Origin of the sequence: Rhodovibrio sodomensis, assembly GCF_016583645.1 — a bacterium.
Taxonomy (GTDB): domain Bacteria; phylum Pseudomonadota; class Alphaproteobacteria; order Kiloniellales; family Rhodovibrionaceae; genus Rhodovibrio; species Rhodovibrio sodomensis.
Genome location: NZ_NRRL01000139.1, coordinates 1 through 11,648, shown reverse-complemented (window position 1 = coordinate 11,648; position 11,648 = coordinate 1). Strand labels below are relative to the sequence as shown.

The window sequence follows — 11,648 nt, the reverse complement described above, 5'->3', positions numbered from 1 at the left end:
CTCGGGTTTTCGCACATGACGGCCCGGCCGCAGCACGTGGGCCAGGACCCGGAGACGATCGAGACGTTCAAAAAAACTTCCCGGCGACCGTCGCAGAGATCATCGCCAAGCTGCCCGGCGGGGTGACCCCGGAGATCTGGTTCCAGGACGAGATGCGGGTGGGGCAGAAGAACCCGCAGGTGCGCCAGTGGGCGCCCACCGGCACGCGTCCCCGTCAGCCTGCCGACCAACGGACCAGCTCGGGCTACGTTTTCGGCGCGGTCGCGCCGGAGCGCGGGGTTGGAGCGGCCGTGGTGATGCCGCGGGCGAACACGCGGGGGATGCAAGAACATCTGGCCGAGATCAGCCGACAGGTTGGGTCAGAACGCCACGCCATCCTGGTCATGGACCAAGCCAGTTGGCACACAACAGAATCGCTTCGTGTGCCCGCTAACATTTCGATCGTGCTTCTGCCGCCGAAGTCTCCGGAACTGAACCCTGTCGAGAAGGTCTGGCAGTATCTGCGCCAGACGTTTCTCTCAAACCGTGTTTTCGAAAGCTACGATATGATTGTCGATGCCTGCTGCGACGCTTGGAACATATTCATGGAGATGCCGGAAACCGTGACCTCGATAAGCTACCGTAGCTGGGCCGCGATAACGACATCTCCATGACCGCTGGTATTAGGTGCCGTGCAAAGGAGATAAAGACCCGACACCTTTATCTGTGCCCTCTGCGTCTCTGTGGTTACCCTTAAACCCAGATGCGCGCGGCACCGTAGATAGACGGGTCCAACGCGCAAACCAGCCGATTTAGTGTTTCTGGCCCGGGTGCTGGTTTAGGCGGTTGAGCACGTCGTCGAGCTGGTCGAGCGTCTTGTAGTGCACCGTCAGGGTCCCGCCCTGGCCCTCGAACTCGATGTTGACCCGCAGCCCAAGCAGGCTCGACAGGTCGTCCTCCAGCTGGCGGGTGTCCGGGTCCTTCTGCGCCGCCTTGGGCTGGGTCTTCTGGCCGCCTTGCCCCTTGCCGGCCTGCCCCTTGGCGGCCTGCTTGACCTGCTGGGCGAGGCGTTCGGTCTCGCGCACCGACAGGCCCTTCTTCGCCACGTCCTTGGCGAGCGCCGCGCTGTCCTCGGCGTTCAACAGCGCGCGCGCGTGACCCGCGGAAATCTCCCCGCTCTGCACCAGCTGCTTGACCGAATCCGGCAGATGCAGCAGGCGCAGCATGTTGGCGATGTGACTGCGCGACTTGCCGACCACCCGCGCGAGGTCTTCCTGGGTGTGCTGGAACTCGTCCATCAGCCGCTGATAGCCCTCGGACTCTTCGAGCGGCGTCAGATCCCGGCGCTGCACGTTCTCGACGATCGCGATCTCGAGCGCCTCGCGGTCCGCCATGTCGCGGACCACCACCGGAACCTCGTGCAGCTGCGCCTGCTGCGCCGCCCGCCAGCGCCGCTCGCCGGCGATGATCTCGTAGCTGTTGGGATCGTCCTCGCGCCGGCGCACCAGGATCGGCTGCAGCAGGCCCTGCGCCTTGATCGATTCGCTGAGCGCCTGCAGCGCCTCCTCGTCGAACATCCGGCGCGGCTGGAAGCGGTTCGCCTGAAGCTGCTCGATCGGCACCGTCCGGCTGGCGCGCACCTTGTCGAGAGAGGCGTAATCCTGCTCGTCGTCCTCCTCGTCGCCCAGCAGAGCGGCCAGGCCGCGGCCGAGGTTCTTGCGCTTGGTCTCGCTCATCTGGGCGGTGTCGTCCTCGGCGCCAGGAGTGTCGGTCTTGCGGGTCGCGGCGGGGGGCATGGGATCGTGCTCTCGGGGCTTCGGGGCAGATCGGATAAAGGATCGTCGGGGCCGGCCGGGGCTGGGCCGGGATCGGCCGGGGGCGGCGTCCGGTCGGCGGGCGCCCGCGCGCGGGGTCAGCCCGCCATCGCGGGCGCGTCGGCCTGGCCGCGCAGCCGGCGCAGCATCTCGCCGGCCAGCTTGATGTAGGCCTGCGCGCCGGTCGACTTCATGTCGTACAGCAGCACCGGCTTGCCGTGCGACGGCGCCTCGGAGATCCGCACGTTGCGCGGGATCACGGTGTCGTAGACCACGTCGCCGAGGTATTCCCGCACGTCGTTCGCGACCATGTCGCACAAGTTGTTGCGCTTGTCGTACATGGTCAGCACCACGCCTTGGATCTCCAGGTTCGGATTGAACGCCCGGCGGACGCGTTCGATGGTCCGCATCAGGTGGCTCAACCCCTCCAGGGCGTAGAACTCCGCCTGCAGCGGCACCAGGACGCTGTCGGCCGCGGTAAAGGCGTTCAGGGTCAGGAAGCCGAGCGCCGGCGGGCAGTCCACCAGGATGTAGTCGTAGTCGCCCAGCAGCGGGGCGAGCGCGCTGCGCAGCCGGGTCTCCCGCTCGTCCGCCTGCGCCAGCTCGACCTCCGCGCCGGACAGGTCGACCGCCGAGGGCACCAGGCTCAGCCCCGGCACGTGGGTCGGCACCACGCAGCCCGTCACCTCGCCGCCCTCGATCAGCGGCTTGTAGATGTTGCGCTTGCGGTCGCCGCGGGTCAGGCCGAAGCCGGTGGAGGCGTTGCCCTGCGGGTCGAGATCGACCACCAGCACCTTGAGGTCGCACGCGGCGAGCGCGGTGCCGAGGTTGATCGCGGTCGTCGTCTTGCCGACCCCGCCCTTCTGGTTGGCGATCGCGAAGACCCGCGCACGTTCGCCGTGCCGCGCCCCGGTTTCCTCAACCTTTTGCGTTTTTTCGGACAAGAGCCTCTACCCTTAGTATGGTTGCCGCCGTGTCGGTTCGGCTAGGAATGCGATCCACGGTCATATTCCACGCTTTCCGTGCGACCGTCAATTCGCCTTCGACGCCCTTCCCCTTGGGAAACAGCCCGACGCCGTCCCGGCGCAGCAGCGGCGCCGCATGCCCCAGCAGATCGGCCAGCGGCGCGAACGCCCGCGCGGTCACCACGTCGGCGTCCAGCGGCGGCAGGGTTTCGGCGCGTTTCACGTGAAACCGGACGTCGGTTCCGGTTACGCGCGCACCCTCGCGCAGGAACGCCGCCTTGCGCCCGTCGGCCTCAACCAGGTGCACCTCGCCAGCGCCCAGGATCGCGAGAACCAGGCCCGGAAACCCCCCGCCGCTGCCGAGATCGACCACGCGGCGCGGCCGGTCCGCCGGCGGCGCCGGCAACAGGTCGGCCAGTTGCGCCGAATCCAGGAAGTGGCGCCGCCACAGGTCGGCGAGCGTGCCGCGCCCGACCAGGTTGACCGCCTTGTTCCATTTGCACAACAGGTCGGCGTAGGCGCTGAGGCGCGCCAATGTTTCACGTGAAACAGCCGTGTCGCGCCGGAAGGCCGACGCGTCGTAGCCCGCCGGGTCGGAAGCCGGCCCGCTCATGCCGCATCGCGCGGGCGGTCGTGGTGCCGACGCACGTGCGTCAGCAGCGCCACCAGCGCGGCCGGCGTGATGCCCGGGATCCGCGCCGCCTGCCCCAGCGTCGCCGGGCGGGCGGTGGACAGCTTCTCGCGCACCTCGGTGGTCAGGCTGGGCACCTGGTGGTAGTCCAGGTCCGCCGGCAACTCCAGCTGCTCGTCGCGGCGGAACGCGGCGACGTCCTGCTCCTGGCGCGCCAGATAGGCGTCGTAGCGCGCGTCGACCTCGAGGCGCCGCGCGACCGCGGCCGGGTAGCCGGCCAGCTCGGGCCAGTAGTCCGCCACCCGCGCGAGCCCGGCGTCGCCGCCGCGCAGCAGGTCCCAGGCGGTGCGCCGGACGCCGTCCTGTTTCACGTGAAACCCAGCCTTGGCAAGCGCGGCCGGGGTCGCGCTCAGGTCGCGCAGTCGCGCCCGCCCTTGCTCCAGCTGGTCGGCCGTCGCCCGCCAGACTGCCCGACGGGCCGCCCCGACCAGGCCGGCCGCCGCGCCCTTGTCGGTTAGGCGCTCGTCGGCATTGTCGGCGCGCAGCCGCAGGCGGTATTCCGCGCGGCTGGTGAACATGCGGTACGGCTCGTTGACCCCGCGGGTGGTCAGATCGTCGACCAGCACGCCGATGTAGCCCTCGGTCCGGTCGACCTGGAACGGATCCGCCCGGCCGCCGGCCTGCCGGGCGGCGTTCGCCCCGGCGATCAGCCCCTGCGCGGCGGCCTCCTCGTAGCCGGTCGTGCCGTTGATCTGCCCGGCCAGGAACATACCCGGGATACGCCGCGTCTCCAGCCAGCCGTGCAGCTCGCGCGGATCGACGTAGTCGTATTCGATGGCATAGCCGGGCTGGGTGATGACCGCCTGTTCCAGGCCCGGAATGGTCCCGATCAACGCCGCCTGCACCGCGCGCGGCAGCGAGGTGGAGATGCCGTTGGGATAGACGGTCTGGTCGTCCAGGCCCTCGGGCTCCAGGAAGATCTGATGGCCGTCCTTGTCGGCGAAGCGGACCACCTTGTCCTCGATCGACGGGCAATAGCGCGGGCCGGTGCTGTCGATCTGCCCACTGTACATCGGCGCGCGGTGCAGGTTGTCGCGGATCAGCGCGTGTCCGGCCGGCGTCGTCGTGGTGATGTGGCAAGGTACCTGCGGCGTCTCGATGCGGGCGGTGAGGGCCGAAAACGGCTCCGGCGGATCGTCGCCCGGCTGCGCCTTGGTCGCCGCCCAGTCGATCGTGCGGCCGTCCAGACGCGGCGGCGTTCCGGTCTTCAGCCGGCCGAGCCGGAAGCCCGCGCGGTCCAGCGTCGCCGCCAGGCCGACCGCGGGCTCCTCGCCAACCCGGCCGGCGGGGATCCGCTCCCCGCCCAGATGGATCATGCCGCGCAGGAAGGTGCCGGTGGTCAGCACCACGCGCCCGGCCGGGATGCGCGTGCCGTCCGCGACGATCACCCCGACGCAGCGCCCGTCCGCGTCGAGCGCCAGGTCCTCGACCGGCTGCGCCAGGATCTCCAGCGTGTCGTGCTCGGCCAGCAGGTCCTGCACCGCCTGGCGGTACAGCTTGCGGTCGGCCTGACAGCGCGGCCCGCGCACCGCGGGACCCTTGGAGCGGTTCAGGACGCGGAACTGGATGCCCGCGGCATCGGCGGCGCGGCCCATGATGCCGTCGAGCGCGTCGATCTCGCGGACCAGATGCCCCTTGCCAAGCCCGCCGATCGCGGGGTTGCAGGACATCGCGCCGATCGTGCTGGTCTTGTGCGTGATCAGCAGCGTGCGCGCGCCCAGACGCGCCGCGGCGGCCGCCGCCTCGCACCCGGCGTGGCCGCCGCCCACCACGATCACGTCGTAGGTCGTTGCCTGTGCCATACCGGCGTTATGGCTTAGCCCCGCGGCCAAGTCAAAACGCCGCCGTTTCACATGAAACACGGCAGGGACGTCCCACCACCAGAACACCAGGGAGCAGGGGTCACCCGACAGGGCATGGGGAGCGGGCAAAGGGGGACGCAGAGGAGACGTGCAACCACTGCCTTGGTCGTAAGCCCCGCTTACTTCCCGATGCAGAAGTCGTGGAAGATCACGTCCAGCAGGTCCTCGACGTCGACCTGGCCGGTGACCCGGCCCAGGGCGTGGGTGGCGTGGCGCAGATCGTCGGCCGCCAGCTCCGGGGCGTCCGCCCGCCCGGCCCGGTGCAGCGCCTCGGCCGCGTCGGCGAGTGCGCTCCGGTGCCGGGCGCGGGTGATCGCCGGCGCGCTGCCGACCACGCCCAGGCGCCCCACCACGTCCTGCTGCAGCCGGTCCAGCAGGTCGGGCAGGCCCGCCCGGGTGTGCGCCGAGACCGGATAGACCGGGTGGCCGGCCAGCCCGGCCGGCTGACCGGTCCCCGCCAGATCGACCTTGTTCCAGGCGACCAGCGTGTCGGCGTCGATCAGGTCCGCGGTCGCCGGGTCGACGCCGCGCGTGGCATCGAACACCACCAGGCGCAGGTCCGCCTGCCCCGCCTTGGCGCGCGCCCGGCGGATGCCCTCCGCCTCGACCGGGTCGGCGTCGGCGGGATCGAGGGCGCGCAGGCCCGCGGTATCCGCCAAGGTGACCGGATAGCCGCCGAGGTCGAGGTGCACCTCCACCACGTCGCGCGTGGTGCCGGCGGTTTCCGCCACGATCGCGGCCTCGCGCGCCGCGACGGCGTTCAGCAACGACGACTTGCCGGCGTTGGGCGCGCCCAGGATCGCGACCGTCAGCCCGTCGCGCAGCCGCTCCCCGCGGCCGGCATCCGCGAGCATCGCCGCGATCTCGCCGGCCAGCCCTTCGACCTCGGCCCGGACCCGCGCGCCCAGACCCTCCGGCAGGTCCTCGTCGGCGAAGTCGATCTCGGCTTCGATGTGCGCCCGGGCGCGCAGCAGCCGGTCGCGCCAGTCCGCGATCCGCCGGCCCAGCGCGCCGTCCATCTGCCGCAGCGCCTGGCGCGCCTGCGCGCGGGTCTCCGCGTCGATCAGGTCGGCCAATCCCTCGACCTCGGTCAGGTCGAGCTTGCCGGCATCGAACGCCCGCCGGGTGAACTCGCCGGCTTCCGCCGGGCGCAGGCCCGGCTGCGCGGCCAGCACGTCGGTCACCGCCTGGATCACCGCCCGGCCGCCGTGGACGTGCAGCTCCGCCAGATCCTCACCGGTGAAGGAGTTGGGCCCCGGAAACCAGAGCACCAGGCCCCGGTCGATCGGCGCCCCGGCGGGATCCGCGATCGTCCGCAGCGCCGCGTGGCGCGCTGGCGGCAGACCGCCCGCGAGGGCACGCAGAGCGTGCCCCGCCGCCGGTCCGGACAGCCGCAGCACCGCGACCCCGGCCCGCCCGGGGGCGCTGGACAGCGCGAAAATCGTCTCGCCGGTCATTGTTTCACGTGGAACATCGGGCCAGCGCAAGATGCTGCAAGGTGAAGCCCCTTTCAGTTGATTCTTGCTCTCTCTTCAAGCCGTTAGAGCAAAACTCACGATCAAGGTCGACCCGACCTTCATCGATATTGCTCTAGCCGTCGGGCGGCGCGGCGTCGCCGGGCCGCAGCATCAGCCGCGGCACCCGCACGCCGGCCACGATGTGCTGCTGCAGGATCTCCTCGGCATCGGCCAGCGTACGGTAGTGGTACCACACGCCCTCGGGATAGATGACCAGCGTCGGGCCAAGCTCGCAGCGGTCCAGGCAGCCGGCGGAATTTACCCGCACGCCCGGCACACCGAGCTCGTTGACCCGGGCCTTCAGGTAGTTGCGCAGGCGCGTGGCGTCCTTGTCCTTGCAGCAACCGCGTTCGTGGCCCGGCGGCCGCTGGTTTTCGCAGCAGAAGACGTGGCGCGTGAAATAGGGATCGGGATCGCTCATCGGGCGGCCGCTCACGGGTCAAAGGGTCCAGGCGCTTGAGCGCGCTCGCGCCGGATATATCCGATTGCCCAGGCGGCAGCCAGGGGCCCGCACCCGAGCCGGTCCGTTAACCCCCGCTTGCGCCGATGCCCCGTGACAGGCGACCGCGGGGCGGACTAGGCTCGCCCGGCGGCCGCGCGGGGACGTCCCACGCCGCGGCGCCCACACCCATCGACCCCCGTTCAGAAGGCAGCACCCCCATGACCCTGTCCGTCCGCATCCACGACCACGGCGGCCCCGACGTCCTGAAGCCGGAGGACATCGACCTGCCCGATCCCGGCGCCGGCGAAGTCCGGCTGCGCCAGGATGCCGTCGGGCTCAACTACATCGACGTCTACCACCGCACCGGCCTGTATCCGGTGCCCCAGCTGCCCACGCCGATCGGGCTCGAGGGCGCGGGCGTGGTGGCGGCGCTGGGCGACGGGGTCAGCGAACTGCGCGTCGGCGACCGCGTGGCCTATGCCTCCCCGCCGCTCGGCGCCTATCAGGCCGAGCGCAACATGCCCGCCGACCGCCTGGTCCGCCTGCCGGAGAGCATCGACACCCAGCAGGCCGCGGCGATGATGCTGCAGGGCATAACGGTCGAGTACCTGGTTCGCCGGACGTTCGCGGTGAAGAAGGGCATGACCGTGCTGCTGCACGCGGCCGCCGGCGGCGTCGGTCTGATCGCCTGCCAGTGGCTGAACGCGATCGGCGCCACCGTGATCGGCACGGTCGGCAGCGAAGCCAAGGCCGAGCTCGCCAAGGCGCACGGCTGCCACCACACGATCCTGTACAACTCCGAGGATGTCGCCGAGCGGGTCAAGGAGATCACCCACGGCGCCGGTGTGCCGGTGGTCTACGACGGCGTCGGCGCGGCGACCTGGGAGGCCTCGCTGTCCTCGCTCGCCCGGCGCGGCGTGCTGGTCAGCTTCGGCAACGCCTCCGGCGCGGTCACCGAGTTCAACCCGGGCCAACTCGCCAAGCGCGGCTCGCTGTTCCTGACCAGGCCGACCCTGATGGACTACACCGTCAGCCGCAAGGAACTGACCGAAAGCGCCAACGCGCTGTTCGAGAAGGTACTGGACGGCGCCGTCAAGATCGAGGTGAACCAGACCTATGCCCTGAAGGACGCCGCCCAGGCGCACAAGGACCTGGAAGCGCGCAAGACCACGGGATCGACGGTGCTGCTGCCGGACGGGTAAGACGCTCCAGGCAAGGACTTGCCCGCCACCGGTGCACGGCGGCGTTTTTTTTACCGAAGACGCGACGGATCGCGGAGACTTACCTGCGTCCGGCGCGTTTTTGACATGTTTGACCCGTGCTCCGAACCCTTCGCTCCCGCCGCGGTGTCGACTACCGGACCGTGGAGGAGCGCTACACCGGCTACACCTTCAAGCACCCCTACAGCCGACCCTCGAGACGCTCCGCCCGCGGATGCGTTCGCTACAGCGGATCCGCGCCGGCCAGAAGCCAGTTCACGCTCGACACGACCGGGGAGCTGACCAGCCTTCCCTCGGCCACCAGCTGGGTCGACGATATCGAGAAAGGCCTGCGCTGGGTGGGACCTCGCCTACAGCTGCATCCGGCTGGTGGCCTATTTCAACATGACCGGGACCCAACAATCCGAGGTCCTGCTCTTTTACCCGCCGGTCACCGAGCCGTGCCTGCTGGCGCACTACCAGAAGGCCACGGCGCTGATGACGAAACCGAAGACCAACACCGACGTCACCGAAGCGACCGGCGAGATCGCCGCCGCCTACGCCATCAGCCAGAACCCCACCTACGCGGGCTTCGTCATACAATGGGGGCTCGGCCAGCACGCGGGCGCCGGAATCGACCAGATCTGGAAACGCTGCGACGGCACGTCGATCACCTATCTGATCGTGGAGGCCAAGGGCCCCGGGCAGATCCTCCGCCGGGACGTCTTCGCGCCGACGGGCGTGGGCGACCAGATGTCGAAAGCCTGGATCGTCGACCGGCTCGCCCGGATGCTCAACGACAAGGGCGGCCAACTCGCCGGCAAGATTTTCCAGCGCATGGCGCGAAAAGCTACGTCCCCTACCACTACAGCCAGAAGGCCCTGGGCGGCGGCAAGAAAGGGCATTATTGCTTTGCGCTCACACCCACCACGTCTGGTGGCCGCGCACTCAGCAACGTGATCCCCGAACCGGCCTCAGGGTGAGATCGATCCGGGTCACCCCTGGAGCCCCTCCCAGGGGATCGCCGTGACGCCGTCTCAGGCGATCGGCACGGCTTTCGCTCGGCAAAGCGCCGGAGCGCTTCGTCGAGGACGGCACGCCGGCTGCGGCGCGGCTTCCCCATCACAGGACACGAACGTCGTGCCCAAAGGTTCCGCGCCGCGTTGACGTCGGCATGCATCCGAGTGCCGCAGCAGCGGCACCGGAACTCGGACTGACTGCGGCGGTTGGCCTTCTCCACCCAGCCGCAGTGCGAGCAGGTCTGCGAGCTGTAGGCGGCGTGCACTTCGGTGTGCGTCACGCCGTAGCGCTCTTCGAGAGCTTGCAGCTTAGCCCGGAACACTGATCGACCGCAGTTGGTCAGAATGCGGTTCATCCGCTTCGAGAGGCCGGGATGGCGGAAGTCCAACTTCTCGACGGTCACGTGCGCCGGCTTCCGCAGCAGGACGACCCGGTTCAGAATCCGGTTGATCTCGGTCCTGAGCCAGCCCCGGAGCTGCCGCACCGCTTGGTCGTAGCGCGGCGATCGGACCTTCAGGCCGACCTTTTGCCGGTGCCGGGCGATCGTGGAGATGCGCTTGTCCAGCTTCTCCAGATGACGCAAAGCGTCACGCCCCATCAGCTCGCCGGCGTCCGTAGCGATCAGCGTCGACAGACCGAAGTCGATCGACAGGTTCTCGCGCATCGGGGTATAAGCCGCGCGCTCGTCGGAGAACGTCTTCGTGACATCGGTGACAACGCCGACCCAGAGTGCGCCGTCGTCAGCGTCGTTGACCTGGACCGTCTGGCAGCGCTTGCCGCTCCGGTTTTCGAAATACGGGTACGAGCGCAACGGGATCGCGATCCGCCGACCCTTCTCTAGGGCACCCAGGCGCAGCCAGAGCGGAAACGCTGTGGCGTTCGCCGCGTTGGCCACGGTCGCCTGGCGGCGGTCGATTATCATGTTGGCGCGCTTGAACGACGGCTTGCGGTGCTGCTTGAGCACGTGCTTCATGATCCGCCGCGCCAGATCTCGGACGTCGTCGGGGACCGGTTCACCCGTGTCCGGCATGACGATCTCGCGGCTGCGGTCGAACCAGGCTTGCGCCTTGTTGACGACCCGCAGCATGTGCTTCGTGCGATCGTCGGACAGCCCCGCTCTGCGGCCGAAGGCCGCAAAGCCTTCGTGGCGACCGACGATGTCAGCGAAGTCGTTCTGGCGGTTCGAGACGAATGAGCTCAACGTACCCACGACCTGGTAGCGCACCATCTGAAGCCGCTGGGCGCCGATCTCCGCCTTGGCCGCGGCAACCCCGGGCACGGCGGACTCGTGAGTCGCCGAGAGGTTCTTCCGGAAGCCGCCGTCGCGGAAGAAGCGCATCCACTGGTCGGCGGCGACGGCATCCGCTGCCCGGCGCCATGCGCGCAACAAGTCGCGCACGGCGGCTTCTTTGCGAGCGTTCATCGCCGTGGGCAGCAGGTCGGTGCGGTGGATCGCTGGCGCCGTCATGCCGTCAGAACCCGGACACTTGGCTCGCGCGCCGTCAGGTTCGCTAACGGCAGCGGCTCGGCCGGTCGCGCCAGCAGCGACATCAGCGTCGCCGCGTCACGCGTCCGGTAGTTCCAGGCTTGTGCCGCTTGGGCGGAATAGCGGTCAAGGTGCTTGCCGCTGATCCAGTGATGCACGCCCACGACCATCCGCCGCGGCAGCGCGTGGTACAACTGGCGGCTAAAGCCGCCGACTTCGTGTCCAGCCGTGTTGACGTCGACGCGCTCGCCGGTGTCGACGTCGGTCCGGGCGTACGCGCGCCTGGAATGGTTGACCGTGAGATGGCTGGGGTGCGCCTGGCCGATCCGGCGGTAGGCTGGCAAAGCATCCGTCACGAGCCTGGCCATCGGATCGACCCCGGCGCGCCAAGCGGGCGCGAGGGCATCCGTGCGATGGCTTTCGATACGCCGGGCATGGACCGAGCCGCCGCGCTCGACGGCGGTCAGCAGCAGCGGCTTGGACGTGCCGCGTCCTTTCGGGCGCGATGCATCGGGTCCATCACCGCAGTCGTCGTCATCGGCATCGTCGTCGCCGGTGTTCCGGGGGCGCGGGTCGCCGCCAACGTAGGTTTCGTCCATCTCCACCACCCCGCGCAGGACCGGATCGTCCCCCTGCATGGCGCCGCGACGCGGCGCCGAGGGGCTGTCCATCC

Annotated in this window: 11 protein-coding genes; 3 read left to right on the top strand and 8 right to left on the bottom strand. The window is 69.5% G+C overall.

Annotation, left to right across the window (positions count from 1 at the left end):
• The coding region (locus CKO28_RS24455) for an IS630 family transposase (RefSeq protein WP_200343511.1) at positions 1-653 on the top strand (653 nt) is incomplete at its 5' end.
• A gap of 138 nt (positions 654-791) precedes the next feature.
• On the opposite strand, the gene CKO28_RS24450 is transcribed toward CKO28_RS24455, so the two are convergent.
• The 6 genes from CKO28_RS24450 to CKO28_RS24425 form a co-directional block, all read right to left on the bottom strand.
• On the bottom strand, positions 792-1,775 hold the full coding sequence (locus CKO28_RS24450; RefSeq protein ID WP_242480796.1) for a ParB/RepB/Spo0J family partition protein: 984 nt from the start codon (positions 1,773-1,775) through the stop codon (positions 792-794).
• A 116-nt stretch (positions 1,776-1,891) separates the two neighbouring features.
• On the bottom strand, positions 1,892-2,737 hold the full coding sequence (locus CKO28_RS24445; RefSeq protein WP_200343510.1) for a ParA family protein: 846 nt from the start codon (positions 2,735-2,737) through the stop codon (positions 1,892-1,894).
• Complete coding sequence (gene rsmG, locus CKO28_RS24440; RefSeq protein WP_200343509.1) at positions 2,712-3,371, bottom strand: 16S rRNA (guanine(527)-N(7))-methyltransferase RsmG; 660 nt, start codon at positions 3,369-3,371, stop codon at positions 2,712-2,714. Before rsmG ends, CKO28_RS24445 begins: the two co-directional genes overlap by 26 nt.
• Positions 3,368-5,251, bottom strand: coding sequence for a tRNA uridine-5-carboxymethylaminomethyl(34) synthesis enzyme MnmG (mnmG, locus tag CKO28_RS24435; RefSeq protein WP_200343508.1), 1,884 nt, complete (start codon positions 5,249-5,251; stop codon positions 3,368-3,370). The genes rsmG and mnmG overlap by 4 nt, the downstream gene beginning before the upstream one ends.
• Positions 5,252-5,430: 179 nt before the next feature.
• Complete coding sequence (gene mnmE, locus CKO28_RS24430; protein WP_200343507.1) at positions 5,431-6,768, bottom strand: tRNA uridine-5-carboxymethylaminomethyl(34) synthesis GTPase MnmE; 1,338 nt, start codon at positions 6,766-6,768, stop codon at positions 5,431-5,433.
• A 133-nt stretch (positions 6,769-6,901) separates the two neighbouring features.
• Positions 6,902-7,249, bottom strand: coding sequence for a (2Fe-2S) ferredoxin domain-containing protein (locus CKO28_RS24425; RefSeq protein ID WP_200343506.1), 348 nt, complete (start codon positions 7,247-7,249; stop codon positions 6,902-6,904).
• A gap of 239 nt (positions 7,250-7,488) precedes the next feature.
• Between CKO28_RS24425 and CKO28_RS24420 the strand changes: the two genes are divergently transcribed.
• Positions 7,489-8,472: a quinone oxidoreductase family protein gene (locus tag CKO28_RS24420; RefSeq protein WP_200343505.1), complete on the top strand. Its 984-nt coding sequence runs from the start codon at positions 7,489-7,491 to the stop codon at positions 8,470-8,472.
• Positions 8,473-8,859: 387 nt separating this feature from the next.
• A complete protein-coding gene (locus CKO28_RS24415; protein ID WP_200343504.1) occupies positions 8,860-9,429 on the top strand; it encodes a hypothetical protein in 570 nt (189 codons plus the stop codon).
• On the opposite strand, the gene CKO28_RS24410 is transcribed toward CKO28_RS24415, so the two are convergent.
• Positions 9,374-10,957: a zinc ribbon domain-containing protein gene (locus tag CKO28_RS24410; protein ID WP_200343503.1), complete on the bottom strand. Its 1,584-nt coding sequence runs from the start codon at positions 10,955-10,957 to the stop codon at positions 9,374-9,376. The genes CKO28_RS24415 and CKO28_RS24410 overlap by 56 nt on opposite strands.
• Positions 10,954-11,648 (bottom strand): transposase (locus CKO28_RS24405; protein ID WP_207168919.1); only part of this gene is annotated, 695 nt, incomplete at its 5' end. The genes CKO28_RS24410 and CKO28_RS24405, both read right to left, overlap by 4 nt.

Excerpts from the sequence above, each read along its gene's own strand:
- mnmG (WP_200343508.1), bottom strand. The coding sequence starts at position 5,251 with ATGGCACAGGCAACGACCTACGACGTGATCGTGGTGGGCGGCGGCCAC.
- CKO28_RS24420 (WP_200343505.1), top strand. The coding sequence starts at position 7,489 with ATGACCCTGTCCGTCCGCATCCACGACCACGGCGGCCCCGACGTCCTG.
- rsmG (WP_200343509.1), bottom strand. The coding sequence starts at position 3,371 with ATGAGCGGGCCGGCTTCCGACCCGGCGGGCTACGACGCGTCGGCCTTC.
- CKO28_RS24450 (WP_242480796.1), bottom strand. The coding sequence starts at position 1,775 with ATGCCCCCCGCCGCGACCCGCAAGACCGACACTCCTGGCGCCGAGGAC.
- CKO28_RS24410 (WP_200343503.1), bottom strand. The coding sequence starts at position 10,957 with ATGACGGCGCCAGCGATCCACCGCACCGACCTGCTGCCCACGGCGATG.
- CKO28_RS24425 (WP_200343506.1), bottom strand. The coding sequence starts at position 7,249 with ATGAGCGATCCCGATCCCTATTTCACGCGCCACGTCTTCTGCTGCGAA.
- mnmE (WP_200343507.1), bottom strand. The coding sequence starts at position 6,768 with ATGACCGGCGAGACGATTTTCGCGCTGTCCAGCGCCCCCGGGCGGGCC.